Below are 25,306 nucleotides of genomic sequence, written 5' to 3'. Positions count from 1 at the left end.
ATCAGGCGGTCTTGGCGGCGATCAGCTCATCGATGCGCGCGCAGAGGTTCTTGAGGACGAAATACTGCTCGGTCGTCGCCTTGCCCTCGTTCACTTCCTGCGTCCAGCTCTCGAGCGGCAGCTTGATGCCGAAAGCCTTGTCGATGGCGAAGGCGATGTCGAGGAAGTCCAGGCTGTCGATGCCGAGATCGTCAATCGCATGGCTTTCCGGCGTGATGTTCTCGCGCGGGATGTCGCACGTCTCGGCAATGATGTTGGCAACGGTCTCGAACGTGGTCGACATGAAATGCCTCTAGTCTCGGCGGCCGCGTCCGGCCACGGTTGAATGGGTTCTCCCGGCGCTCCCACGACGGCAGGCCCCCAAATGGATGACGGCCCGTATACCTAAGCGCGGACGGCTATTCAATGGCGGCGGCGCGGCAATCCTCGCCTGTGTGACATCCGTGCCGTCCGCGCCCCGACGCGCGCTCGCCTTGACGGACCGTCATGGCTCCGTGGCCGAATTCGTCCTATCGTGCGCAGCTCGGACGTATCGTCGGTCTCGGAGTAGGTGCCATGGTCCCGTTTTCTTCGGCCTTTTCATGGCTTGGGCGCGGCCTTGCCGTGCCGATACTCGCGGTAGGGCTCGTCGCTCCCGGTTTGGCGCAGACATTGGTTCGTCCGAAACCCGCCGATCCGGCTGCCGCCGCTGCGCAGATCGCCAAGCCCGCACCCACGCCGGCGCCGAAGCCGGCCGCCGCGAAACCCGCGCCGGTGCTGGATGCGCTGCCGAAGACCTTCGCGCGGCAGGACCTCGTGGAGGCGGCGCGGCGGCTGCAGGCGCTGCTGCTTCGCGAGCGCGGGCCACTGCCGAAACCGGCTGCACAGATGCGCAGGGATGCCGACGCCGCGCTGGCGGCCGGCGACGCACGCACCGCCGCCGAGATCTACGGCCGGCTGGCGCAGGCCACGCCCGCCGACGCGGGGGCCTGGCAGCGCTTCTCGCGCGCGCTTTCGCGCATCAAGCCGAACGACAATGAGAGCGCCGACACCTTCCTTGAGCGGGCGCAGGCGAGCGCCTTCCTCGCCTATCGCGCCGCGACCACGCGGGTGCAGCAGGCCGAGGCGCTGTTCGCCATCGGCCATCTCTACGACCAGCGCTCGCTCTGGCGCCCCGCGCTCGACACGCTCGACACCGCGCTCACCTATGCCAATGTGCCGGAGCAGCGCGCCTTCTACGACAAGCTGCGCGAGGAGCGCGGCTTCCGCATCCTCGACTACAGCGTCGATTCGGACGCCTCCAATCCGCGCATCTGCGTGCAGTTCTCCGAGCCGCTGGCCACCGGCGGGCGGGACTATTCGTCTTATGTGACGCTGCGCGGGCCGGGCGGACCGGTCGACAAGCCGGCGGTGACGGCCGAGGGGAGCCAGCTCTGCGTCGAGGGGCTGAAGCATGGCGAGAGCTACGACGTCACGCTTCGCCAGGGGCTGCCGTCCTCCATCGCGGCGGAGCCGCTGCGCGAGACCGCCGAACTCACCATCTATGTGCGCGACCGCAAGCCGGGCGTGCGCTTCACAGGGCGCAACTACGTGCTGCCGCGCACCGGCCCGCGCGGCATTCCGGTGGTGTCGGTGAACACCACGCGCGTCGGCGTGGAGCTCTATCGCATCGGCGACCGCAGCCTGATCCCGACCGCCATCGACGGCGAGTTTCGCCGCGACCTCGGCGGCTACGACCTGCAGCAGCTCAGGGACGGCCGCGCCGAGCAGGTGTTCAAGGGCGAGCTGGAGACGGCGTCGCCGCTGAACGAGGATGTCACCACCTCCTTCCCGGTCGACGAGGCCGTCGGCACGCTGGCGCCGGGCGTCTATGTGCTTGCCGCGCGGCCGGGCGGCGACGCCGCCGATCCGAACGACGAGTGGTCGACGCGCTCGACGCAGTGGTTCGTCGTCTCCGACCTCGGCCTCACCGCGCTGTCGGGCAGCAACGGGCTCACCGTACTGGTGCGCGCGCTGGGCACGGCGCAGCCGCTGGAAGCCGTCGAGCTGCGCCTGCTCGCCAAGTCCAACGACGTGCTGGCGACAGCCCGCACCGACGCTTCCGGCGCCGCCACCTTCGATGCCGGCGTGATGCGCGGCAAGGACGGCTTCGCGCCGGCGGTGATCGTGGCGCAGGCGAAGGAGGGCGACTACGCCTTCCTGTCGCTGGAGGACCAGGCCTTCGACCTCACCGACCGCGGGGTCGGCGGGCGCGCCGCGCCCGAACGGATGGACGCCTTCGTGACCACCGAGCGCGGCGTCTACCGCTCCGGTGAGGACGTGCACGTCACCGCGCTGCTGCGCGACCCGCAGGTCAAGGCCGTCACCGGCGTGCCGCTGACCGTCATCTTCAAGCGCCCCGACGGTGTCGAGGAGCGCCGCGTGCTCGTCGACGACCAGGGGGCGGGAGGGCGCACCGTCGCCTATCCGCTGATGGGCGATGCCATGACCGGCACCTGGCGGGTCGAGGCCTATGTCGATCCGCGCGGGGCGCCGGTCGGAGCGACGACTTTCCTGCTGGAGGACTATGTGCCGGAGCGGCTGGCGCTGGACCTGTCCACCACCGCCACTGCGATTGCCCCCGGCGCGCCGGTCAGCGTCACGGCGGACGGGCGCTGGCTGTTCGGCCCGCCGGCCGCCGGGCTGGAGGTCGACGGCGAGATCGAGGTGCGCGTCGCCACCGCGCGGCCGGGTCTGCCGGGCTGGCGTTTCGGCCGTGCCGATGACGGCTTCACTCCGGTGCGCCAGCCGCTGGCCGACGCGCCATTGACCGATGCGCAGGGCAAGGCGGCGCTGTCCGTCGCGCTGCCGTCGCTGCCGGCGACCGCGCGGCCGTTGGAGGCGGAGATCTTTCTCGCGCTGAACGAGGGCGGCGGGCGTGCGGTGCGCCGCTCGCTGGTCCTGCCGGTGCGGCCTTCCGGCAACGGCATCGGCGTGAAGCCGCTGTTCGACGGGGCCGGGCCGGGCGAGAACGCCAATGCCGGCTTCGAGGTGCAGGCCTTCGATGCCGCCGGCAAGCCGGTGGCGCTGCAGGGCGCGCAATGGGCGCTTTACCGCCTCGAGACGCGCTACCAATGGTACCGGCTCGGCGGCAATTGGGACTTCGAGCCGATCGAGTCGATCGCCAAGGTGGCCGACGGAAAGCTGGAGCTGGCGGCCGGTGCCGCCGCGCGGCTCGACGTGCCGGTCGGCTGGGGCCGCTACCGGCTGGAGGTGAGCGGCGGGACGCTCGCCACCACCGTCGGCTTCGAGGCCGGCTGGGGCGGCGGGGCGACCGCCGACGCGCCCGACCGCCTCGAGGTCGGGCTCGACAAGGCGCAGTACGCCGACGGCGAGACGCTGAAGGTGAACCTCACCAGCCGCTATGCCGGCTCCGCCACGGTGCTGATCGTCGGCGACGGTGTCTTCGCCTCGAAAACGCTCGACGTGCCGGCCGGCGACAGCTCGGTCGACTTCAAGACCACGTCCGCCTGGGCGCCGGGCGCCTATGCGCTCGCCTTCCTGCACCGGCCGCTCGACGTGGCGGCGAGCCGCAATCCGGGCCGCGCCATCGGCCTTGCCTGGTTCGGTGTCGACCGCGCGCAGCGCGTGCTCGACGTGAAGCTGGAGGCGCCGCAACTGGTGCGGCCGGAGACGACGCTGTCGGTGCCGGTCAGCGTGTCGGGCAGCGGCAATGGCGAGGCCTTCGTGACGCTGGCGTTGGTCGATGTCGGCATTCTCAACCTGACCGGCTTCAAGACGCCCGACCCGGACGGCTTCTATCTGAGCCAGCGGGCATTGGGCACGCAGGTGCGCGACTTCTACGGCCAGCTCATCGACGGCATGCTCGGCGCGCGCGGCCGCCTGCGCTCCGGCGGCGACGCCATGGATGGCGGGCTGCAGGCCGAGCCGCCGACCCAGCCGCCGCTCGCGCTGTTCTCCGGCCTCGTGAAGCTGGACGCGCAGGGCCGGGGCAGCGTCGATTTCGCCATCCCGCCCTTCGACGGCACGGGACGCCTGATGGCGGTGGCGTGGTCGGGCGCGGCGGTGGGCCATGCGCAGAGCGACGTCACCATTCGCGACCCGGTGGTGATCACCGCCACCCTGCCGCGCTTCCTCGCCACTGGCGACCGCTCGACGCTCAACCTCGCCGTGACCAATGTCGACGGCGAGGCGGGCGACTATGCGCTCGAACTGGTGACGGACGGGCCGGTGGCGATCGCCAGCGCGCCCAGGACCGTGCCGCTCGCCAAGGCCGGACGGCAGTCCTTCGCCGTGCAGATCAACGGCACCGGCATCGGCGCGGCCAAGGTCTCGGTGCGGCTCTCCGGTCCCGGCGGCCTCGGCATCGTGCGCGACTATGCGCTGAACGTGCGCCCGGCCTATCCGGCGATTTCCCGCCGCAGCGTCGACACGCTGGCGCCGGGCGCCGCCCTGACCCTGAGCCGCGACCTCGTCGCCGATCTGGTGCCGGGCCGCGGCGGCGTCAGCGTGTCGGCCGGGCTCGATCCGGCCTTCGACGTGCCGGCGCTGATCGGGGCGCTCGACCGCTATCCCTTCGCCTGCTCGGAGCAGCTGACCAGCCGGGCCCTGCCGCTGCTCTATCTCAGCGATTTCGGCCCGCCCGCGCGCTTCCGGCTGACCAAGGATCCGGCCGAGACGATCAGCGGCGCCATTGCCCGGCTCGTCGCCCGGCAGGGCGCGGACGGCTCCTTCGGCCTGTGGGAGGCCGGGGGCAACGACATCTGGCTCGACGCCTATGTGACCGACTTCCTCACCCGGGCCCGCGAGCGCGGCCATGCGGTGCCGGAACAGCCCTTCACCATGGCGCTTGACCGGCTGCGCAACGCGCTCTCCTATGCCGGCGAGGGCGCCACCGACGACGGCGCGGCCTATGCGATCTATGTGCTGGCGCGCAACGGGCGGGCGCCGCTCGGTGACCTGCGCTACGTCGCCGACGCCAAGCTCGAGGAGGTGAAGAGCGCGATGGCGCGCGGCCAGCTCGCCGCCGCGCTGGCCATGCTGGGCGACAAGGGCCGGGCCGAGCGGGTGTTCGGCGCGGCGCTGGAGCTGCTGCCGGACGCGCCGGAGATGGTCGTCTCCGGCCGGCCGGACTTCGGCTCGATCCTGCGCGACGCGGCGGGCGTGGCGACGCTCGCCTCCGAGGCCGGCTTCACCGGCACCGCGCGCACCGCGCGGTTGCGGGTGGCGACGGCCTTTGTCGATGCCGGCCCGACCTCGACGCAGGAGGATGCCTGGCTGCTGCTCGCCGCCCGCGCGGCGCGCGCGGGGCGCGGCATCGCGCTCGACATCGACGGTGCCGCCCATAGCGGCATCTATGAGCGTACGCTGACGCCGGAGGAACTCGCCAAGCCCATCGTGCTGACCAATCGCGGCACGGCTCCGCTCGACGTCGCGGTCTCCATCGACGGGCCGCCGACCACGCCCGAGCCGGCCTCGGCGAATGGCTTTTCGCTGACGCGCAGCTACTACACGCTGGGCGGCGCGCCGGCCGATCCGGCGAAGGTGGCGCAGAACCAGCGCCTCGTCGTGGTGCTGGAGGCGCAGGAGGACGATGCCGCGCCGAGTCATGTGCTGCTCGTCGACCATCTGCCGGCCGGGTTCGAGATCGACAACCCGACCCTTGCCGTCGGCTCGGATGTCGGCGCGCTGTCCTGGCTGGGCGACACCACCCAGCCGGCGCATGCCGAGTTCCGCGACGCCTTCTTCGCCGCCGCCTTCGACCGCACGGAAGGTTCCGAGGAGCCGGAGCTGCTGCGCGTCGCCTATATCGTGCGTGCGGTCTCGCCGGGCAGCTATTCGCACCCCCCGGCGATCATCGAGGACATGTACCGCCCCGGCCGCTTCGCCCGCACCGCGGCGGGCCGGACCGAGGTGACGGGTCCGGCGCGATGAGAGGGATGCGGTGAAAGCCGGGCTGCGGCGCGGGGCGGGCATCGCGCTGCTCGGCGCCATGCTGCTGGCGGGCGGTTCCTATGCCTGGCTCGCCGGCGTGCGCGCCGCCGCGCCGCCGCCGCCCCGGCTTGCCACCTCTGTCGAGGTGCTCGACCGCGAGGGGCGGCTGCTGCGGCCCTTCGCGCTCGGCGACGGGCGATGGCGGCTGAAGGCGGATGCCGGCACGGTCGATCGGCGCTTCCTCGACATGCTGGTCGCCTATGAGGACAAGCGCTTCTGGCGCCATGGCGGGGTCGATTCGGTCGCGCTGCTGCGGGCGGCGGGGCAGATGGCGCTGCACGGGCGCGTCATCTCTGGCGGCTCGACGCTGACCATGCAGGTGGCGCGGCTGCTGGAGCCGCGCGAGGGCCGGGGGCTGGTCGCCAAGCTCGGCGCCAAGCTCTCCGAGATGCGCCGCGCCATCGAGCTGGAGGCCCGGCTCTCCAAGCGCGAAATCCTCGACCTCTATCTCGCGCTGGCACCCTATGGCGGCAATATCGAGGGCGTGCGCGCCGCGAGCCTCGCCTATTTCGGCCGCGAGCCGCGGCGGCTCTCGCTGGCCGAGGCGGCGCTGCTCGTCGCCCTGCCGCAGGCGCCGGAATCGCGCCGGCCCGACCGCCAGCCGGCCCGCGCCGGCCGGGCGCGCGAGGCGGTGCTGGTGCGGCTGAAGGAGGCCGGGTTGTTCGGCGCGCCGGAGGTGGAGTTCGCGATGCGGGCGCCGATTCCCGCGCGCCGGCTCGCACTGCCGATGCACGCCGCCCACGCGGCCGAGGCCGCGCGGCGCGAGCGGCCGGCGGCGCACGAGCACCGCCTCGCCATCGACGCCTCCGTGCAGGCGCGACTGGAGGAACTGGCGGGCGAGCGCGTGCGCGAACTCGGCAAAGGGGTCTCGCTCGCTCTGGTGATGGTCGACAATGCCAGCGGCGAGGTGCTGGCGCGGGTCAGCGGCGCCGACCCGCTCGACGCCGAGCGCGCCGGAGCGGTGGACCTGACGCGCGCCATACGCTCACCCGGCTCGACGCTGAAGCCTTTCATCTACGGCCTCGCCTTCGAGGACGGCGTCGCCCATCCCGAGACGCTGATCGAGGACCGGCCGGCGCGCTTCGGCGCCTATCGCCCGCGCAATTTCGACCGCGACTATCAGGGCACGGTCGCGGTCCGGCAGGCGCTGCAACTGTCCTTGAACGTGCCGGCGGTGGTGCTTCTGCAGGCGGTCGGGCCGCAGCGTCTCGCCAGCCGGCTGAGCCAGTCCGGCTTCGCGCTCAAGCTGCCGCCCGGCGAGGTGCCGGGGCTGGCGGTGGGGCTCGGCGGGGTGGGAATGAGCCTCGACGCGCTGGCCGGGCTCTATGCCGGCGTCGCCAATGGCGGGCAGGCGCACGCCTTGCACGACCGACTGGACGACGCGGCGACGCAGGGCGCGCGCGAGGCCGACGGTGCGCGGCGGCTGATGAGCCCGGTCGCGGCCTGGTATCTCGCGCAGGCGCTGGCCGGCACGCCGGCGCCGCGCAATGAGCGGGCAGGGCGGATCGCCTTCAAGACCGGCACGTCGTTCGGCTACCGCGATGCCTGGGCGGTCGGCTTCGACGGGCGGCGGACGATCGCGGTATGGGTGGGGCGGCCGGACGGCCAGCCGGTGCCGGGCATGATCGGCCGCGAGGCGGCGGCGCCGATCCTGTTCGAGGCGTTTGCGCGGCTGGTGACGAAGCCGGCGCCGTTCGCCCCCGCGCCACGCGAGGCGCTGGAAGCGCGAAATGCCGAGCTGCCGCCGCCGCTCCGATATTTCGGGCGGATGGCGGGTCAGACCGGTACGGGCGAGGGGCCGCACATCGCCTTCCCGCCCGACGGGGCGAGTCTCGAGCGCGACGGCGAGGAGCCGCTCGCGCTGAAGGTGAGCGGTGGCGTCGGCCGGCTCACCATATTCGTCGACGGCGTTCCGGCCGGCGAGCCCGCCAGTGCCGCCACATTTTTCTGGCAGCCGGCGGGCGCGGGGTTCGTTCGCCTGACCGTGATGGACGCCGCGGGATCGTCCGACAGCGTCACCTTGCGTATTCGCGAGCCGGCCGGCCTCTCAGCCGTTCCGGCCGGACATCTCAGCGGCCGTTGACGGCGACGCGGGCGATGTCCTGACGGGTCAGGCCACGCTTGGCGAGGGCGGCGTCCGAAAGACGGGACAGGGCCTCGTAGCGCTGGGCGATGCGACGGCCTTCGCCGACCGCTTCGAAGAAGTTCGCGAAGCCATCGACGACGCGCGAGAAGAAGTCCGGCGAGGTATGGCGGGTAAGGGTGACAGTGCTCATCTGAGCCTCCAAGGTATTCTGTATGCCAGAAATATAGAGAATCTTTCGCACTGCAAAAGCGCCAATGCTGCATGACAGCACTGAGTATGACGCATGGGTAGTTCGGTGGGGCAATGGCTCGCGGGAGGTATCCTGGGAAAGGTAAAAGAATGAAGGTGCGGTAAAAGGTGCTAAATTACCTCAAAAGGGGCCAAAAGTGCGCCGTTTTGCCGTTTGCTCTCGCTCAAGGCATGTCCAAATCGACCGGCGATAGTTCCTGCGGTCCGGCGCGTCTCAGCGGGAGGGGGCGATCGCCTCGTGGATCGCCCGGCAATGGCGCACGAGATTGCCGTGCTCGGCCACGAAGAGCCGGAGCGGCGTGTCGATGGCGTAGAAATGGATGTTGGCGATGAAACCGTAGATCGCCGCATCGAGGCTGGTCGGGGCGGGCCCGAACACATAGCCCTGCGCCGGCACGAGATGGGCCAGCACCTGCAGGTCGGCCAGGCCGCGCGCATAGGCGGCCTCCGGCGCGTAGCGCCCGATTCCCTGAAAGTGGTAGCGCTGGGCGTTGTAGTCCTGTGCCTTGCCGAGCGTTTCCTCGGTTATGTCCGGGTGCTCCCGGCGCAGCGCGGTGCTGAAGGCCGGCCAGTACGCCGCGTCCTTCCAGCGCGAATACGACATCACCCAGTACAGATCGTCCAGCATCCGCGTGACGAGCAGGGCGGTGTCCCGCTGGGCCGGCGTCAGGCCGGCGTCGAGCGTCACGCCGTATTTGCGGGTGAGGTGGGCGATGATGGCCTCGCTGTCGCCGACGATCTCGCCATCGTCGTCGATATAGGGCAGCTGCCCGCGCGGCGCGGCGGAGGTGTCGACGACGTGCCGGTGCTCGAACGGCAGGCCGGCCAGCCGGAGGAAAGCGACGATCTTGAGCCCGTAACCATTATTGTCGGCGACCCCGAAAAGCTCGGGGTAGGAATACAGCGTGATCATCGGCGTCTCCCTCGCTACCGCGCCAGCCTAGCGCAGCGTCGCGGCGATGCGCAGGGGAGGACGCCGGCGGAAGAGGGAGATGCCGGGGGCCTCCCGCGGACGCGGGCGCCGGCGGCGTTGCCCGGGCGGCGGGGCGCTCGGGCGGGATGGCCGGCGCGAGCGCGCCGGATACACCTGGGGCAGGATACGCCTGGGGCAGGATACGCCTGGGGATGGTCCGCCGATTGCGCATCTGGGGGGTAGACCGCGCCGGCTGGAGGCGCTATAGACCCCGCCACTGCCGCCGCCCCCGCGGCCGACGCTGCCGCGTCGCCGTGGAAGGCCCCGGAAAGCGCTGCGCAATCAGCCGCTTCGGTGGGGGATAGTTTAACGGTAGAACTGCGGACTCTGACTCCGTTAGTCCTGGTTCGAATCCAGGTCCCCCAGCCACCCCAATTAGTCAAGAAAATCAGACAGTTAGGCGGCGCCCTGCGGGGCGCTTTTGCCGTTTCATGTCGCGTTTGTGTTGCAAGTCAGTTTCGTTGATTTCCAACGGTTTTCCGAGGGGCTCGGCAACTCCACGCGACATGGAATGCGACATGGTCGGCCATGTCACGGCAGCACGCCGACCGCCCGCAGCACCATCGCCGCGCGGGTCGACGGCTTGGGAACGTCGCGCCAGGTCCGATCATCAGCGTCGGAGTGCGGGAAGTGAAAGCCCGCTGCCAGCGTGCCCTGTGGCACCCATCGCGCAGCGTTCGCAGGCGGAAGGCTCGGGTAGAGCTCGACGCCCAGCAGTTGAGCCTCGAAATGCAGCCATTCGCGGTAGGCTTCGAGGATCTCGCGTTCGGTAGGCATGATTCCGGCGTTTGCCGGCGCGGTGGTGCGCGACATGGGGAAGCTCCAGATTGTAGGATGGGTGGCGCTATTGGCCGGCTAATTCGCGGTTGATCGTCGCGGCGATCGCGGCGGTGAGGCGGGTGAGGCGCTGAACGTCTACGTTCTTCCGGTTCGTCTCAGGGGCAATCTCGGGATACTCGCATCCCAGCATAGCCGCGAGCTCCCGGAGCCTCTCAAGGCCGCCTTTCCGCAGTGCCTCGTGCAGGGCAGTGCAATCGGTTTCGGTGATCTCATCCAGGCGCTCGAAATCCTTCAATATCTGTACGCGCACGCCTGCCTTGCCGGCCAATTCCACATGGGTCCACGCCAAGTGCCGGCGCGCTTGTCTGCAGGAATACGCGTGGAGCTTCTTGGGAACGGCAGGGGCTTCAGGGGCGGTTTCATCTACAATGGTCGACATTCTTGGGCACCTCGTTGAATGTTTCTATGTGCATAAAAACACCAGCGATTAACCCTGTCAATATCGATGCCCTTATTTATTGAAGTAAAAACTGCTACCGTTTATCCTCCGGGTAAATGCTAACGAGGGTCATGACATGGGGCGTCCGCCCGTACCGATGCATCTCAAGCGGGAAAAGCGTCTCGTCGTGATGCTGACCGAATCCGAGAACGAAGCTTTCACAAAGGCCGCAGTCGCAGCCGGAGCCCCGAGCCTCAGCGATTGGGTGCGCGACCTATTGATCGAAGCGGCGAAGAAGCAGAACCGCCGGTCGTGAAGGACGGCGGGCCTGGTGTCAGGCTGAAGAAGGAGGGATGACGATGGCGGCGGAGGGCATGAGCGTTGAGGCATTTCGGCGCCTGCTCAAGCTGGACCGGCAGGCGGATCGGGATGCCGTCCGTCTTTTCGCCGATGGTGTCCGCGCCGGCGATGTCGAGCGCGCAAGCGAAGGGTTTGGCCAGGCCTGCGACCGTTTCCAGTTTCGCACCGCCATGAGAGCAGTCTCGCAGCTTCCTCCGGCCTCGGATGAAATCCGGCGATGGTTTCTCGGTGTCTGGATGCACGACGGCGATGCGCTTCGCACCGAAGCGAGCGATCTGGTGTTGCTAGACGCGTTGAGAGTTCTGTTGCCACCCTACGAGGGCCCATCGATTCGCCTTTTCCGGGGCGATGGGTTCACCAACAGGCGGCGGCGGACATACGGAATGAGCTGGAGCTCAGACCGAGCGGTGGCCGACGATTTTGCTCGCTCCCGATCCACGCTCTATCAGGAGGGATCGGTCCTACTGTCGGCAGATGTCCCCGCGGAGGCGATCATCTCCATGGTGCCAGAAGATGACGACAGCTTCGGGGAACAAGAGTTCATCGTCGATCGCCGCCAGCTGAAGGGCGTGAAGGTCGAAGCTCGCTACCGTCCGTGATTCTGCAGCCGCCTTGCGTGCTCGCCCCGCCGAAGCCTCCCAGCGGGCACGCCAACCGCGCCTGAGGCCTGCCGCTGCGGCGGCGCCCTCGCCCCTGCAGAAGGGCGCTGCGGTGTAGGCACATTCCTCAGATTTGAGGGAAAGGTCGAGCGGGTGGCCAATGCCTCCCACGGCATGCGGCGCACGAATGCGGACAAGCGCCGCGCCGTACTCCGGCTGCTGGACGATCAGGAATGGGCGGCTTGGAGTGACAACGAAATATCGCGGCGCTGCGGAGTATCGCACACCTTCGTCAGCAAACTTCGCCCCGCGCCCTCACTTGCATCCGTTGCAAGTGAGCCACCCGCCCGCACCTACACGACGAAGCACGGCACCGTTGCGCAGATGAACGTGACGCGCATCGGCGCCAACCCGAAGCCCGCGCCGTCTGAATCGACATGGACGCCGGCCGATGTCGTTCCTGCACCGCGTGCCCTGACCGAGCGCGAGCGGCCGGCCAGGCGGAGGCCTAGTCGATTCCCGTGTCAGCATGGATGCCGCGGAGGTTCTGGCCGAGGTCTCCGCGCCCCATGCGCGGCGCCACGGTGGTGGAGTTCACCGAATTGATCTCGGACTTGAGAAGGCGGATCTTGGCGAGAGCCGCGTCGATCGAGCCGCTGTCGATCGCCGGTGCGACGCGAGTGGCCGCTACATCGTTCAGCGCGGCTTTCGCCTCGCCTGCGGTGTTGGTGAGCTCGCGCAGCGCGGCGCCGCCCTGTGAGGCGTCGGAGCGATCGCCGGAAGGCTTCGGCGGTGCCGGATCGTCGAACGCCGCCGGCGGCACCGTGACGGCCGGGGTGGTGCGCAGCGGGTTGGGAACGGGCATGGGGACGTTCGAAGGCGCCGGCTGCGCCGTCTTCTCAGCCTGACGGGCCCGCCAGCTGTGGAACGATGCCCGGCCCGCAGCGGCGTCGATCGGAACCTCTACCGGCGGCGGCTTGGTGCGGAGGTTTTCCGCGGCAATCTTGTCCCACTGCGACGCCTCGCGCAGCCGCTTGAGCGCCTCGCTGAGCTTGTCGATGTCGCGGACAATCTCGGCGCCGAAGCCGAGGTCCCTCGCCGTCGCAGTGAGGGCGGCGTAGTCGGCTTGCGCCGCTGCAATCTTCTGCTCGATCGCGGCCATTTCCTTTTGACGTGCCGCATCTCGTGCGTCGATCTCCCGAGCTCGAGCTAAATCTGGATTGGCCCTCTCCGCGTCGCGGCGGTCGTTTGCAGCCTTCTGTTCGTCCGGGGTCGCGATCCCGAGACCCTTGCGGGCAACCGTCATTATGTCGTTGAGCGACATGCCGGTGGTGGATTTCAACCAGTTGGAAAAATCCTCCATTTCCCCTTTCGCCATGCGGATGTCTTGAAGTATTCCCTCCATGAGGCCGACACCTGGCGCAGCAGTAAGCGCCCCGATCTCGCGCACAAATTCTTCCCACTTATTTGAAAGGCGATCGAGCTCCGTCATCGAATCGATCGACAACTGCTTCAGCGCACCGGCGACGGTGCCGGTTGCATTGTTGAGCTGCGCCTCGATCCGCCCGACTTCCTCCCGCTGCGCCAGCAAGGCGCGCATGCCGCGGGCGAACTCCATGTCAGAAAATATCTGCGGAATCTTCGAAAGATCGCCTTTGGTCGCCTTGGCCGCGAGATCGACGAAGACCTCGAGCAGGTCTTTGCCCTCGCGCCGAGCGTTCGCCATCTCTTTGCGCAGGTTGACGCCAAACTTCATGAAGCGTTTGGCGGTCTCTTGGCTCTCCATTTTCGCAAAAATGTTCGACATCGACGACGCGGCTTCCTCGGAAGAGCCCATTTGCGAACGCATAACCTGGAGCATAGCCACCAGCTTGCGGACACCCTCTTCCCCGCGCAGGCCGACCGCAGCGGCATTGGCCGCAAGACTTGGCAGATAGCGGGCCATGTCCTTAAGTTCGAATTTCCCGAGATTGCCGCCCTGAACCAAAATGTCGAATGCATTTTGCATTTCACTCCCAGCAATCTTGAAGGAAGTGGCAAGCGCATCTGCAGTAGATGCGATGTCGCTCGTCTCGGCGCCGGCGGCGTGGGCCGTGGCGACGACCGCGGGCAAGAACGCCATGGCCTCCGGCAGCGACCGGCCGGCGGCAACCAGCGCCTCGAGGCCGCTGACCACCTGGTCGAGCGGGACGCCGATCTTATCGGCGATGGTCGCGATGTCGGTGGTTGCGGTCTTCACCTCGCCGGTGCTGGCGCCGGCCGTGATGCCGACCCTCGTCATCTGGCGCTCCAACTCGGCGAACGACGTGATAGCAGCGCGCATGCCGATCGCGGCGCCAGCGATGCCGCCCACGGCGCCGAGGACGCGGGTGGAGGCGAGCGCCGCTGCATCGCTTGCCCGGCCGGCCATAGCCGTCGCCACGCTGGCGCGGGCCACCGTGCCCTGAAGGCGCCGCACGGAGGCACCGGCTTTTGCAGCTGGGGCGGTTACTCCGTCGACGAGCCGGACGGAGAGGATGGATGTAAGCGAGGCCATCAGCGCGCCCCGTCAAGGATGCCGCGGATCGATGCCGGCAGCATGGGGAGAAAGGCGCCGATCACGGCTTCTTCGTCGCCACCGCGGAGGGCTCGGAAGAGGGCTAGAGGCTCGCCGGTGGCGGCGCAGAGCACGTCCATCAAGGTTTCATGGAGACCTGCTTGCACATCGAGCGCGACGCCGAGCGCCACCGGCGGGAGGATGATCTCTTCGACCCAGCGGTCGCCGACTTTGAAGGGATGGGCCAAGCGAACGGTCACGCCGGCAGGGCGCAAATAGGTGATGGCCGGGGAATCGTCGGGGGGCAGGTCTACCACGCCGTGCAGCTCCGGGGCTTCGGCTTCGGTCCCGGGGGCGATGCCCGCCTGCAGTTGGTCCATCAGCGGAACATCGGATGGCGCCACCGGCGCGGGCTCGTCGATTACGGCAGCGTCAGGCGGGAAGGGTTCGGTCATGGCGGCTCTCTCAGCCCGCGCCGGCGGGCGGTGTGGGGTGACGAGGTGCCCGGGCCAGCGGCGGCTCTGCGGCCATGGCCTGGGCAATCAGGGGCGCGCCCTTGGCGAGGATGCGGTCGATATCCGCGAATAGGAGCTTGCCCGCTCGTTCGGTGCCGAGGCCTGTGAGGGCTCCGGCCGCATAGACCATTGCCCGAAACACGTCGGCGGTCGGGAAGACGCGCCCGCCGGCTTTTCTGGCTTCCGCATCCGCTCCCGCCCATGCTCGAAGAACCGGGACGTGCAGCGAGAGCGCGATCATCGCTGGCCCGCTCGGCTCGCGGATGGTGACGCTGGAAATCGCAACGCCCTCGACATCGAGGGGCTCGGAGAGATTCAGCGAGATCATGCGGGGCTCCTCCGCTGTATGCGAGGGCCGGCCCGGGGGCGCTCGAGGCGCTCGTTCCCGGACCGGCGGGGATCGGCAGGAGCAGGGCCAGGAAAACCCCGCGACGGCGCCGATCGTTGAGCAGGCCCCCCCGCTCGCCGTCTGGCCTAGCACGCAGCGCAACATCGGATGCGGGGCACGCTGCGCGCTTTAAGGACCGGCCACAGCCCCCAATGCCTCGCCCCGCCAAGCTCGTTAGATCGACGTACCGTTCAGCCGGACCCGGCCGATGGCGCTCGGATTGGCGGCGGCTGCCATCGCGACACCGATCAGCGAGTTGCCGGAGGCGGTGGTGGTGGCCAACTTGTTGGCCGCATCCCAGTAGACCTTGGCGCCCACGGTCCACGCCTGCGCCGAGGCCTTGGCCATCTCGTAGACGCCGGAGGTGTCGATCTCGACCTCGGCGCCCTCGGCTGCCGTGGTGGAGGCGATGCCGAAAAGCGAGCCGACGAGAACGCCAGCACCGGAGAGGATACCGCCCGTCGGGGCGGGGACGGTGACGACATCACCGCGCTGAATGAAGTTTTTCATGTCAGAAACCCTTGCTGGAAAACAGTTTCACGGTGTGAAGGCGCCGGCCGCCACAGGAGGCGATGCGGCGCTCAAGATCGGCGATGGCCGCGGCGAGGTCGGCGTCGTTTCGATATTCAATCTCTTCGGTATCGAACCGCACCCGGCGGAGCCCGGAGGCTCGCGCCTCGCGGAGGCCATCGAGCTGCGCCTGAAGCGTGGCGACGATCTCCGACATCACCACACCGCCACAAGGTCGGCGGCTGTCGTGCCGGTGGCCCAAATCCGAGTGACGCGAATATCGAACCACGTCGGCTCGGCGTTCTTGAAGGTCACCACCTCGCCGCCCTTCATGGTCACCCGGAGGTTGCCACCGGTCCCGAGCCAGATGGCCCGGGGGATGACGGCGAGGTCGACCGTGTCGGAGGGCGCGACCTCGACAGCGTGCGTCGCCACCGCGGTGAGGTCGGCCTGATGGGAGGCGAAGGGGTCGAAGCCCGCCATGTCAGGCCCCCGCGTTTTTCTGCGCGCCCCGGAAATCGATGACGCCGGCGCCGAAGTCGAGGCCCGCGGCGACCTTTACGGCGCGGGTGTCGAAGTCGATTTCCGTGCGGATCTGCGGGCCTTCGGCGCCGCTGATGTAGCCATAGACCGCCGTCGGTGCGGCCGCCGGGTCCGCAAAAATATACCATGCGGTAGCGACGATGTTCGCGTCGACCACCAGCTCCATCGTGCCCGCCCACGGGTTCACATCGCCAGATTTCGCGGCGGTGATCGCCGCCAGCACCTGGCGGGCGGCGAGTTCGCTATCCGGGCCGGTGACCAGGTAGCGGGGGGCGAGGTTGAGCGGGAGGCCGTCGAGGCTTTTCTGCTTCCGCAGCGCCGCCACCGCCGCCCCGATCGACGAAACGTTGATGGCCGCCGCCGAGCCCGCGAGGTTTCCGTGCGTGGCGTGGAAGAGTGCGACGCCATCGGACAGGACCGCATTCGCTGCGAGCAGGTCGTACACCCGCTTATTTTCGTCGGCGGCTGCCCGCAGGGCGATCATGCTGGAGAAATCGGCCAGCGCGCCCAGGTCATCATTCAGGAGCGCGCGGCGGCCGATGATGAGGCCCGCGTTCAATTCCTTCGCCCGGACTTTCTCACGGTTCTCGGACAGCGTGCCGAACTTCACCTCGCCGGCTTCGTTCGTCTCCTCGAAACGGGGGAAATCGCCGACGCGGAGGAAGCTCGTATCCTTAAAATCGTTGAAAGTGCGCCGCGCCGCCCAAAGTCGGTAAGTCGGCGCCGCGACCTCGTAATTGGCCAGGAGGCTCTTGTTCGCCGCATCGGCGAGGAGCAGCGGAAAGTCCGAAGTCGAATGGGCGCCTACCGCGCGTTCCATCAGCGCGCCTTGATCGCGAAGGTTTATGCGTTCGCCTCGCGCCTGGGCGAGATCGCCGACCATGTCGAGGATCCGGAAGCCTCGAAAATCAGCGGCGCGGCCCTCGAGCTTGCAGAGGCTCGGCGACATGCGGTGCGCGAGTGCGTCAGACATCGCCGCGCGAACCGCTACCGGATCGTTGTGGTCATGCACGACGGTGGCGGTGCGGATGGTGCCAGCCGGAGCGGTGCGCGCCTGCATCGCGGCGAAGGCGGCGGCTCGGGCCGCCTCGGCGGTCGCGTTCGCGTCGACCTGGCTGTCGATCCACGTCTGATCGAGGCCAGCGACCGAGGCGATCGAGCGGATTTCGAGGTTGATGGCCGCGCGCGTCGCCGTCTCGGTGGGCGGCGGAATCACGGCCGGGACAATCGGCGTGGTCGTGGTCGTTTCGGTGGGCGTCGTCATCGGTGCCTCTCGTATGGTGGCTTTCGGGTCAGCAGGAACAGTGACGAGGGAGATCTCGAAGATTTCCCAACGTGTGGCCGTCACGCGGCGCCTGCCGGCCGCGTCGGTCGTTTCGTTGCGTGCGAGGACGAAATACCCGACGCTCACACCTCGGATGTGCCCGGCCGCGATGTCGGCGGCGATCGGCGCCACGTCGTCGCGGCTGGACAGGGTCAGCGTCGCTTCGACCGTGCCGCCCTCGGCGGCGATGTCGGTAGCGCTCCCGAGGACATCGCCAAGATCGGAGCGTCGGTGGGAGTTGAGCAGCGGCACTCTGCCGCCCGGCGGGATGACGATGCCGCGATGGTCCAGCACCTCCACATACCGCCCCCGTGCGTCGTATCTCTCGACCTCGGCGCCTGCGGCAATGACGGCGCGCATGGTCCGTGTCTGGGGATCGAAGGTGGTGGAGCCGGCCGCCGCGAGCGGGGCATAGCGCGTGACGATCTCATTCGACATCGGCGGGAACCTCTATGGTAGGCGGGAGGCCCGCGGTGAAGGTCAGCCCCAGCGCCTCGGAACGCGCCTTGTCGCCGGCGATCTCGGCGTCGAGTGCTTCGATATCGGCGCCGCGTGCGGCCACGGCCTCGCGGCGGCTCATCAGCCCCGCCCCGATCGCCGAAATCTCCGCTTCCACGTCCTTTTTGGGATCGACCCACTCGCGCTTCGGCGTGATCCATTTGGCCGCCAGATACGGCGCCGGATCGGTGAAGAAGCCGGGGGCGTTCAGCCGGCCGGCCAGCACCTCGGCGGTCACAAAGTGGCGCCACGTCGGCCGGCACATTTGGAAGACGAGGACGCCATACTGGATCGCCTCGACGCGCCGGCGGAAGTCGACCAAACCCGCGCGGATGCTGCTGTAGTTCACCCCGGAAAGGTCGCCTGTGAGGGTTTCGTAGGGCACCCCCAGGCCAGCGGCGATCTCCCGCGCGGTCACTTTCATAAACTCGATTGCCTCCTGACCGATCTCAGCGGGGTCGGAGAATGAAATGCCCTGCCCTGGTGCGAGAACCTTCAACGTGCCGGGCTCAAGCCCGCCCTCGAGCATCCCGGGGCCGGCCTCCTCGCCCTCGAAGGGCACCTCGCCGTCCGTGGAGGTGACGAATCCGGTCAACAACGCGCCGATTTTCTGGCGGGTAAGCTGTGCGTCAGCGGCGCTGTCATAGTCGGCAAGGCGAAGGAGAACCGGTGCGAACCAGCTCACTCCCCGAACCTGTCCCGCAACTTCGGGTCGCAGCAGGTGGAAGGCGTCATCGGCGCCGACGCGGACCGTCTCGAGCGGCGAGGCCAGCGGCATCCCCGGCCGCTCTCGGCGGACGTGGTAGGCTCGCCGCCGCCCCGTTGCATCGAATTCGACACCGGCGACGATTCTGGCGCCTGCGGCGCTGTAGCTCGTCAGCGAGGCGTCGACCTGCTCAGCATCGAGAAGCCTGACCCGGGGGGCGCCTCGCTCGTCGATCGTGAAGGCTCCGAAGCTTTCACCATCCACCACCAGGCGCCGGGCAGCGAGGGCTTGCAGCGCGTAGAAATCCGTAAGCCCGTCGGCGTCGGCTTCGTCCGTCCACCGTTCGAAGGCGGCGTTCAGCGCCGCCCGGACGGCCGGATCGGGGTGCGAGCTCTGGGGCTTGATGCCGCTGCCGACAAGAGCGCTCGTCCAAGCCTCCGCTCCGGATGCCGCGAGGGCGTTATTTGCGACCAACGCCCGCGCTCGGATCGAGATCGGTCCCCGCGCCGCAAGCTGCGCCGAGCGCAGGTCCGGCATACCCCGAAAGCCGCGCCAGCGACGGCCACCGCCGGCCGCTTCGTAGCTGCGGCCGAGGAGGCGGCCGGCGATGCGGGTGAGGATGCCAGGGGCCACGTCAGATCACTCCGCCCGCTCGGCGATGCGCGCGGCGATCTCGCGGCGGATGGCCGACAGGTTCACGACGATCACCGGATCGGAACCGGTGAGCTTCTCGGCGAGGCCCGCCACGTCGTCCGCGGTCCAGAGCGAAGACCACCGCGCCTCGGCGACGGCACCGACCAGAATGAAGCGTTCCGGCGCGGGCTTGCGGGCCGCGACAGAGCCATCCGAATGGAGGTCGTCGTGCGCTTGGTCGGAAAGCGCGGCGCGGCGCGCCGCATGGCCGGCGCCGTGATCGAACAACCCCTTGACGGTGTCGATCGATAGGCCGAGGTCGAGAAGGCGCTTGACGACGCCGAAGAGACAGAGCGCGCCGAAATCAAAAGTGTTCCAACCGGGAGTGCGGACCTTCTGCGGAGCCAACGGCGAAGTCATCGCCGCAAGTTCATCCGCAGGCGCATACAAGCCTTTCTTGATCCACGAGCGGAAAGCCTCGTAGCCGACATCAAGAACTTCGGTGGCACCGGCGGTGCTGGTCGTGAACTTGGAGATCATCTGGCGCCCTGCTCATTTCGGTGTCGTCGATACCGGATACAATGAGTCAGAGATTTAATTCGGTGTCAAGCGCCCCGAATTTTAACGTTCCATGAACTTTGATCGGTAGACGGTGGGCTTGGCCACCGGCGCAGGGCTGGCGCCGCGGAGATCGTCGGCCCGCTGCCCCCAGTTCAGTTGCAGCGCATGGCGCGCTGCGATGGCGTAGACCACGCAATCCAAGGCCTCGGCGCGGCGGCCGGGGATGCGCTCGAAACGCCGGATCGGCGTGCCCTTAAAATAGCGGGTGATCCGGCGCTCGGCGACGAGCTGCTCAAACCAGACGGCCTCAAGATCGCTCGAGAATCTTATCGAGGTCCCCCGCGCCAGCCTGGCGGCGAGAGTGGCCTTGACCCCGTCGACGCCGATGATCCAGATCCGCCCGCCGCGGACCTTTGACTTCGACGCCGCGATGGGAGGGCGGCCGCCTGCGGCGCCCTTGCCCGCGATGATCCGCCGGACGGCGCGAGGAAAACAGAACGAGTAAACCCGTTCCGTCCAGTCGCCATCGCCGGCGTCGACGACGGCCGCGTCCACCTTGAGGCTTCCGCCCAAGGGATGCTTCCAGCGCGATTTCAGCAGCGCGTCGAGCTCGGCCCATGTCAGGTCATCGGCCGGGCTACCCCAGATCACGACGTGCCCCAAGATGTATGTTTCGGCTTCTGACCAGCCGGCCAGCGTCACCTCGAGGCGGTCGTCCTGGACGTCGACGCCGGCCGTGATCGCCAGCACCGCGGCAGGGATGGCATTGAGCCCGAAAGGCTCGGCGCGCGCTAGAAGCGCAGCATCGTCTACCTCGTCGCCGCCATCCTTCCAACCTTCGGCAAGGATCGTGTTTACAAACACCTGCAGAGTCTCGGGATCGCCTTTCGCGGCAAGGAATTCGGCGGCCAGCTTGGGCCATGAAGCGTTCGGAAGGAGCGAAACCAGTGCGTTGATGCGGAAGCCGGCGTGGGCGTGGATCTCCGGCGCCGTGGCGCGCCAGGTGCCGCCCTCGACCATTGCCGGCTTATCGGCCTCGTCGATCACACAGCCGCTCTCCGGGCACACCGCGTGCGCCTCCGCCGGCTTGCCATCCGGCCATTGGATCTGCCGCCACAGCAGCTCGAAGCGATGACCGCAGTGCGGGCATGGGACCTCGAAAACGCGCCGATCGCTGGCCGCGTAGGCCCGCAGGACGTTGCTGGTCTCTTCGTGGAGCGGGGTCGACCCGATGATGATTTTGCGGTTCCCGAACGAGATCGTCCGCTTCTCCGCGAGAAGGATCGGGGAGCCTTCCGGGCCCGGCAGCATCGCGTCGGCCTCGTCGATCATGAGCACCCGGACGTTGTGCCGGCGCAGGTTGCGGGGCGATTTCGCTGCGACGATCTTGAGCGAGCCACCGGCGAACCGGCGCGACAGCAGCGTGTTGCGGTCCCCATCAGGGGCGAGGAGGCCGGTGAGGCCGGGACTAGCGTCGAACAGGGGTTCGATTTGGCTCACCATGGCGTCTCTCGCATCCCCCTCGGTCGGCAGCAGCATCAAAATGGGCGCGGGTTCATTCGCCACGAACGACGCCAGCCCTCCGGCCATGAGCGTGGACAGGCCGACGCGGACCGCCTTGACGAGCGTTACGCGCTCAATGGCTGGATCACCGATCGCGTCGGCGATTCCGCGCTGAAACGGATAGAGCCGCACTGGGCCGGGCAGCGCCGAGACATCGGCCGGAAGCACGACGTTCTTCTCGATCCACTCGGAGAGCGGCAGTCGCGGAGGCGGCCGGAGGGCGGCGCGGGCGCGGCGTTCCAGTTCACGTAGCATCAGCAGCACCCTTCAGCGCGTCGCGTACTTCCTCTTCCAAGATCGCGCCTTCGGAGGGAGACAGCCGGCCCAGCCTGGCCAGGCAGCGCGCAGGGACTGCGAGCATTCGGGAACGGATGTCGCGCAGCACCGAAGTCCACGCCCTTTCGACCTCGGCGGCCGGCAGGAGCTCGCGGCGGATCTCCGCATTGCGCAGCGCGAGATTGTCGGCGGCCTCCCGCTCTCGCCGGGCCCTCTCCACGGTGAGGCCTGCCTGCGCATCGCCGGCGCGGCCGGCTGCCTGTTCCCGCAGGTGCTGGCAATACGTGGCCACCGACGCGGCCGCATCGTATCGCCCTCTGCCGGCCCGCAGGACGACGCCACGGCCCGCCAGTTCCCGCACCGTGCGCGGAGCGATTCCCAGCAAAACGCCCATCTCGTCCGCTGTCAGCGGCGCCCCAAACGGCGGCGGAGCCCCCTCAGGCTTTCGTTTGGCGGGGCGTATTCCGGGGGCGGCGTTCCCCCCCCCTTGATCTCCCCGGGAAGGACCCTGCCGCCGTGGTGTTGCCCTTCGGCATCACTCTGCCCCCTCGGTCTCGAGGTCGGTCGGGCTGGCGCCCTCGGTGACGGCCGGAGGGGCTGACGGGAAGACGGACGGCAGCGGCTGGCGGTTGTGCCGCGCGTGCCGATCTCTCTCTTTCAGGATGCGCGCAACGCCTTCGAGGAATTGCCCGGTCTCAACCTTCTCGCCCTTGGCGCCCTCGGCTCGGTTGGTCAGGAACGCGCCTTTCACAGACCAGACGAACCCGAGGGTGGCGGCGTTCGCCACGCCCATGGCGTCCAGCACAAGGGCGAAGGTTCGATCACTGACGTCAACCGGGATCGGGTCACGGCCGGAGCGCACGAGGTGGGTGTTGATGATCTCGCGCGCGATCACCGTCGCCGGCTGATATTTCACCGGGGTGCGTGGAGGATAGTCGCGGCTGGGCGCGGTGTCGGTCACGGCTGGTCTCTCCGGCTGATGCTGGTCTCCGTAGGTCGTGGCGGCGCGGCGCGCGGCGCCGCCGGCGGGCATGGCGCTCATGGCGGCGCTCCCTCTCCGAGGTCTGGGATGGTGTCGTCCAGCCCGTCGCTCGGCCAGAGACCTAATTCGATGAGCACCAACTCGGCGTCGCAGCGGAGATTGGCGAGCGTGTCCACGTCTCGGGCCGCCCACCGGTATGTGACCCGGGCCTCTACGCAAAGTTCGTGGAGTTCCGCAATCGATGGACAGAACTTGATCGTCCGGAGCGCCTGGCGCACTGCGGCGGCGACAACCGGCGGAGAGAAGCCCCGATAGGGAGGCACCTCGTCAACATCAGCGAGCACGTCAATCACAGCTTCGACGTAGGCTTCCGGGAAGGACGGTCGCGCGTTCGGGATCGCGTCGAGCATTCGAGCCAAGATCAATCGCGTGAAGTTTTCGGCCGGGCCGCCGCGCCATATTGCGTCGAAGTGCTTGGCGATGTGCCGAAGCGTTCCGCAATCTGGCAGGTCCGAGATTCGCTGGAGTGCGAGACGCCGCAACTGCGGCGCATCGTCGATGTTCCAGTTCGGTGCGGTTAGCCGGGCGTCCTCATGAATGTCCCGGCAGGCGTCTGGGGAGCGACAATATTTGGCGATCAGCGGCGCCAGCGCTTTCCGGGCCCGGTCGGGGCGCTCGGGATCGAAAATGATGACGGGCGAGCTGTGAATGGCTGGCAGATTCACCCTAACTGCCTCCCCCACATGGAAATCTCTCGCTCCAGCTCATCTGGGTCGATTGTGGCCCGGGCGTAGTCGGTGAAGTTGAAGCCTCCGGCGCGGCGATTCCTAGCCGGCGCGCCATGGCCGGCCTCCGGAGTTTGATCTGCCCAATGCCCGCCCTTGAGCCAGTTTTCCGCGAACTTCGTGTAGCGCTCCGCCTCGCCCTGACGGCTCGCAGCATACCTGGCCGCACCGTTGATCAGCTGCTCCGCCGTCGCCTCGCCGCTGCCAACGACGCGCTCGAACTCCCGCCGTGCACCTGCCTTGCCCTCATGTCGCGGATAGGCGCGCCACCACCGGGCAAAGTCATCTGAGACGCCCGGAAGGGAAGATGCCTTCGCCGGGCTCAGAGATCGAGTTTGAGGGGGGAGGGGGAGAGTCCCCTCTCTATTCTCTCTTCTTCTCTTTATATTAGGATGAACTGTACTTCCGGGTTCGATGTCGAATTCTTCAGGGTTCACGACACTCTGGTTCAGGGTTGGAGCCGCGAACCCTGAACCAGAGGACGGGGTTAACCCTGAACTCTGCTTCGTGGTTGAAGCGCCCATCCCTGAACTGACGTTCAGCGTTTCGTCGGTTGCGGGTTCTTCATCGGGGCAGCCTGCGGTGACGAGATCGAGGCGCAGCGTGTAGCTATTTGCATGCCGCCCTCGGCTGCTTCGCCGCTCAATCCACCCGGCCTCGATCAGGTCGGCGATGGACTTCGCCGCCCACCTGGTGGACATCGCCACCTCGCGGGCCAGCGTGGCGACCGACGGGTCGCAGCGCCCGTCCTCACCGTTGACGTGCATCGCCAGACGGGCGGCGAGGAGCCGCGTGCCTGCGGTGAGGTCCGGTGCCGCCATCACGGCGGCGATCCACTGGAAACGCTCGCGCGGGGTCATGCGCGCCACTCCCACAAGAGATTGACAGTCCGCTCGCCCTCTTTTCGATACTCCGCGAGGACGGCGCAGGCCTCATCGTAGGAGGGGCCGTCCCAAGTACAGGCGAGACCGCCGTCCTTATCGACGAGCGAGACGAAGTACCAAGACAGGCCAGCATTGGGGCCGGCGGTCACCACGCCGCCGTCCAACTCGACATAGGGGCCGTTGTGCAAGCGGATGACGTTGCTCATGCCGCGCCCCCATCGCTGGTGTAAAGCGCCGCAAACCCTGCCTCGAGCGTGGCAAGAGACATCGGCTCGACCGCGGGGGCGCCGTTGATCGCCCCGAATATGGGCGCCGCCGGCCCCTTCAGTGCCTCGAAGAGGTCAGCAGGGACATCTCGGTATACGTCCAGGTTGATGACCGGCACACCGAAATACTGGGCAAGACGTTGGGCGACGTCGTAGGCGCTCACCAGATCCGGCACCGACTCCGGCTGATAGAGGTCGATGATCTCCGCGTGGTCCGGGAGGTCATCCTCCAACGGCGTGGAGTGGAGCGGCAGCATGCCGTAGGGCGGGGGAAGGTGTGGCCGACAGTACCAGCGCTCGGCGTCGCTCCAGGTGTAAATTGCGGGCTTCATCGCGCTGTCTCCCCGTGGTGGGAGACGGCGCGGCTTGCCGCCTTCAGCGTCCGCGCGTGGCCCAGTTCAACGCCGTCGAGGTCGAACGCCGTAAAGGCGTGCTCGCCGTCCTGCCTGATAGACCCGAGCCGCTGGCGGCCGCTATAAACGCCGATAAGCGGAGCTTGCGAAAAGTTGTCAGACCGATTAGTTTTGGTTCGCTTCTCCTGACGATGCCCATTCGCCTTTGCCCCGCGCGCTGTGCCAGCAGCCGCGGGGCCTTGCGTTTCGATGGCGCTCATGATGCGCCCCCATCGCCAGCGGTGACCAGCGCCCGGCGAATGACCTCGCCCTCGATCGTGCGCTCGACCTGATCCCACCATTTTTCATCCCGGCGCCGGTCGAATTCACACCAGGCATCGACCAAGACCGAGCCCGGAGTTCCGGGGAATGTCTCGCCGGCTGCTTTCATGGGGTCGGGGTGGCCGCGCTCGTGCGCTGCCGTCATCTCGTCAATGAGCTGCTCGAGAACCTGCTTTCGGATCGCGCTGTTCATGATTGGCCCC

27 protein-coding genes and 1 tRNA gene are annotated in these 25,306 nt (G+C 68.2%); 5 read left to right on the top strand and 23 right to left on the bottom strand.

The window, feature by feature from the left end; all coding sequences use genetic code 11:
• Window position 1 precedes the first annotated feature (1 nt).
• Window positions 2-283: an acyl carrier protein gene (locus AC1PZ7_RS17575; protein WP_163074070.1), complete on the bottom strand. Its 282-nt coding sequence runs from the start codon at window positions 281-283 to the stop codon at window positions 2-4.
• Between the two features lie 272 nt (window positions 284-555).
• Between AC1PZ7_RS17575 and AC1PZ7_RS17570 the strand changes: the two genes are divergently transcribed.
• Together AC1PZ7_RS17570 and pbpC are read left to right on the top strand one after the other, a co-directional pair.
• Window positions 556-5,913 (top strand): alpha-2-macroglobulin family protein, encoded by a 5,358-nt coding sequence (locus tag AC1PZ7_RS17570; RefSeq protein ID WP_482356481.1) that lies wholly within the window; start codon window positions 556-558, stop codon window positions 5,911-5,913.
• Window positions 5,914-5,923: 10 nt separating this feature from the next.
• On the top strand, window positions 5,924-8,056 hold the full coding sequence (gene pbpC / locus AC1PZ7_RS17565; RefSeq protein ID WP_482356480.1) for a penicillin-binding protein 1C: 2,133 nt from the start codon (window positions 5,924-5,926) through the stop codon (window positions 8,054-8,056).
• On the opposite strand, the gene AC1PZ7_RS17560 is transcribed toward pbpC, so the two are convergent.
• Window positions 8,043-8,249 carry a DUF1127 domain-containing protein gene (locus AC1PZ7_RS17560; RefSeq protein WP_482356479.1) on the bottom strand — a complete coding sequence of 69 codons (207 nt, stop codon included), beginning with the start codon at window positions 8,247-8,249 and terminating at the stop codon, window positions 8,043-8,045. The genes pbpC and AC1PZ7_RS17560 overlap by 14 nt on opposite strands.
• Window positions 8,250-8,522: 273 nt before the next feature.
• Entirely contained in the window at window positions 8,523-9,221 is a 699-nt protein-coding gene (locus AC1PZ7_RS17555; RefSeq protein WP_482356478.1) for a glutathione S-transferase C-terminal domain-containing protein, read from the bottom strand.
• Between the two features lie 355 nt (window positions 9,222-9,576).
• On the opposite strand from AC1PZ7_RS17555, the gene AC1PZ7_RS17550 reads away from it, so the two are divergent.
• A tRNA-Gln gene (locus tag AC1PZ7_RS17550) sits at window positions 9,577-9,650 on the top strand.
• Between the two features lie 162 nt (window positions 9,651-9,812).
• Here AC1PZ7_RS17550 and AC1PZ7_RS17545 read toward each other — a convergent pair.
• Together AC1PZ7_RS17545 and AC1PZ7_RS17540 are read right to left on the bottom strand one after the other, a co-directional pair.
• A complete protein-coding gene (locus AC1PZ7_RS17545) occupies window positions 9,813-10,094 on the bottom strand; it encodes a hypothetical protein (RefSeq protein WP_482356477.1) in 282 nt (93 codons plus the stop codon).
• A 31-nt stretch (window positions 10,095-10,125) separates the two neighbouring features.
• Window positions 10,126-10,500, bottom strand: a complete 375-nt coding sequence (locus AC1PZ7_RS17540; protein WP_482356476.1) for a hypothetical protein — start codon at window positions 10,498-10,500, stop codon at window positions 10,126-10,128.
• A gap of 136 nt (window positions 10,501-10,636) precedes the next feature.
• Here AC1PZ7_RS17540 and AC1PZ7_RS17535 point away from each other — a divergent pair, with 136 nt between their 5' ends.
• Both AC1PZ7_RS17535 and AC1PZ7_RS17530 read left to right on the top strand, forming a co-directional pair.
• Window positions 10,637-10,816 carry a hypothetical protein gene (locus tag AC1PZ7_RS17535; protein ID WP_482356475.1) on the top strand — a complete coding sequence of 60 codons (180 nt, stop codon included), beginning with the start codon at window positions 10,637-10,639 and terminating at the stop codon, window positions 10,814-10,816.
• A gap of 43 nt (window positions 10,817-10,859) precedes the next feature.
• Entirely contained in the window at window positions 10,860-11,459 is a 600-nt protein-coding gene (locus AC1PZ7_RS17530; protein WP_482356474.1) for a hypothetical protein, read from the top strand.
• A gap of 508 nt (window positions 11,460-11,967) precedes the next feature.
• On the opposite strand, the gene AC1PZ7_RS17525 is transcribed toward AC1PZ7_RS17530, so the two are convergent.
• The 18 genes from AC1PZ7_RS17525 to AC1PZ7_RS17440 form a co-directional block, all read right to left on the bottom strand.
• A complete protein-coding gene (locus AC1PZ7_RS17525) occupies window positions 11,968-13,995 on the bottom strand; it encodes a phage tail tape measure protein (RefSeq protein WP_482356473.1) in 2,028 nt (675 codons plus the stop codon).
• Complete coding sequence (locus tag AC1PZ7_RS17520; RefSeq protein WP_482356472.1) at window positions 13,995-14,450, bottom strand: hypothetical protein; 456 nt, start codon at window positions 14,448-14,450, stop codon at window positions 13,995-13,997. The genes AC1PZ7_RS17525 and AC1PZ7_RS17520 overlap by 1 nt, the downstream gene beginning before the upstream one ends.
• 10 nt (window positions 14,451-14,460) lie before the next feature.
• Window positions 14,461-14,838 carry a hypothetical protein gene (locus AC1PZ7_RS17515; protein WP_482356471.1) on the bottom strand — a complete coding sequence of 126 codons (378 nt, stop codon included), beginning with the start codon at window positions 14,836-14,838 and terminating at the stop codon, window positions 14,461-14,463.
• 234 nt (window positions 14,839-15,072) lie between these two features.
• Window positions 15,073-15,408: a DUF2190 family protein gene (locus AC1PZ7_RS17510; RefSeq protein WP_482356470.1), complete on the bottom strand. Its 336-nt coding sequence runs from the start codon at window positions 15,406-15,408 to the stop codon at window positions 15,073-15,075.
• Window position 15,409: 1 nt separating this feature from the next.
• Window positions 15,410-15,625, bottom strand: a complete 216-nt coding sequence (locus AC1PZ7_RS17505; protein WP_482356469.1) for a phage head-tail joining protein — start codon at window positions 15,623-15,625, stop codon at window positions 15,410-15,412.
• Window positions 15,625-15,891, bottom strand: a complete 267-nt coding sequence (locus AC1PZ7_RS17500) for a spike base protein, RCAP_Rcc01079 family (protein WP_482356468.1) — start codon at window positions 15,889-15,891, stop codon at window positions 15,625-15,627. Before AC1PZ7_RS17500 ends, AC1PZ7_RS17505 begins: the two co-directional genes overlap by 1 nt.
• A 1-nt stretch (window position 15,892) precedes the next feature.
• Window positions 15,893-17,713: a prohead protease/major capsid protein fusion protein gene (locus AC1PZ7_RS17495; protein ID WP_482356467.1), complete on the bottom strand. Its 1,821-nt coding sequence runs from the start codon at window positions 17,711-17,713 to the stop codon at window positions 15,893-15,895.
• Window positions 17,703-19,112, bottom strand: coding sequence for a phage portal protein (locus AC1PZ7_RS17490; protein ID WP_482356466.1), 1,410 nt, complete (start codon window positions 19,110-19,112; stop codon window positions 17,703-17,705). The genes AC1PZ7_RS17495 and AC1PZ7_RS17490 overlap by 11 nt, the downstream gene beginning before the upstream one ends.
• A 6-nt stretch (window positions 19,113-19,118) precedes the next feature.
• Window positions 19,119-19,652 carry a hypothetical protein gene (locus AC1PZ7_RS17485; RefSeq protein WP_482356465.1) on the bottom strand — a complete coding sequence of 178 codons (534 nt, stop codon included), beginning with the start codon at window positions 19,650-19,652 and terminating at the stop codon, window positions 19,119-19,121.
• An 81-nt stretch (window positions 19,653-19,733) separates the two neighbouring features.
• Window positions 19,734-21,491 carry a phage terminase large subunit family protein gene (locus tag AC1PZ7_RS17480; protein ID WP_482356464.1) on the bottom strand — a complete coding sequence of 586 codons (1,758 nt, stop codon included), beginning with the start codon at window positions 21,489-21,491 and terminating at the stop codon, window positions 19,734-19,736.
• Window positions 21,481-21,906, bottom strand: coding sequence for a hypothetical protein (locus AC1PZ7_RS17475; protein WP_482356463.1), 426 nt, complete (start codon window positions 21,904-21,906; stop codon window positions 21,481-21,483). Before AC1PZ7_RS17475 ends, AC1PZ7_RS17480 begins: the two co-directional genes overlap by 11 nt.
• Before the next feature lie 141 nt (window positions 21,907-22,047).
• Window positions 22,048-22,554 carry a hypothetical protein gene (locus AC1PZ7_RS17470; RefSeq protein WP_482356462.1) on the bottom strand — a complete coding sequence of 169 codons (507 nt, stop codon included), beginning with the start codon at window positions 22,552-22,554 and terminating at the stop codon, window positions 22,048-22,050.
• Window positions 22,551-23,219 (bottom strand): hypothetical protein, encoded by a 669-nt coding sequence (locus AC1PZ7_RS17465; RefSeq protein ID WP_482356461.1) that lies wholly within the window; start codon window positions 23,217-23,219, stop codon window positions 22,551-22,553. The genes AC1PZ7_RS17470 and AC1PZ7_RS17465 overlap by 4 nt, the downstream gene beginning before the upstream one ends.
• Entirely contained in the window at window positions 23,216-24,139 is a 924-nt protein-coding gene (locus AC1PZ7_RS17460) for a helix-turn-helix domain-containing protein (RefSeq protein ID WP_482356460.1), read from the bottom strand. Before AC1PZ7_RS17460 ends, AC1PZ7_RS17465 begins: the two co-directional genes overlap by 4 nt.
• Window positions 24,136-24,369, bottom strand: coding sequence for a hypothetical protein (locus tag AC1PZ7_RS17455; RefSeq protein ID WP_482356459.1), 234 nt, complete (start codon window positions 24,367-24,369; stop codon window positions 24,136-24,138). The genes AC1PZ7_RS17460 and AC1PZ7_RS17455 overlap by 4 nt, the downstream gene beginning before the upstream one ends.
• Window positions 24,366-24,761 (bottom strand): hypothetical protein, encoded by a 396-nt coding sequence (locus AC1PZ7_RS17450; protein WP_482356458.1) that lies wholly within the window; start codon window positions 24,759-24,761, stop codon window positions 24,366-24,368. The genes AC1PZ7_RS17455 and AC1PZ7_RS17450 overlap by 4 nt, the downstream gene beginning before the upstream one ends.
• Window positions 24,758-25,042 carry a hypothetical protein gene (locus AC1PZ7_RS17445; RefSeq protein ID WP_482356457.1) on the bottom strand — a complete coding sequence of 95 codons (285 nt, stop codon included), beginning with the start codon at window positions 25,040-25,042 and terminating at the stop codon, window positions 24,758-24,760. Before AC1PZ7_RS17445 ends, AC1PZ7_RS17450 begins: the two co-directional genes overlap by 4 nt.
• Complete coding sequence (locus AC1PZ7_RS17440; protein ID WP_482356456.1) at window positions 25,039-25,296, bottom strand: hypothetical protein; 258 nt, start codon at window positions 25,294-25,296, stop codon at window positions 25,039-25,041. The genes AC1PZ7_RS17445 and AC1PZ7_RS17440 overlap by 4 nt, the downstream gene beginning before the upstream one ends.
• Window positions 25,297-25,306 lie beyond the last annotated feature (10 nt).

The sequence above is a fragment of the Ancylobacter sp. TW_SC_1 genome (assembly GCF_056836805.1).
This window is presented reverse-complemented; position numbering and strand designations above follow the sequence as displayed.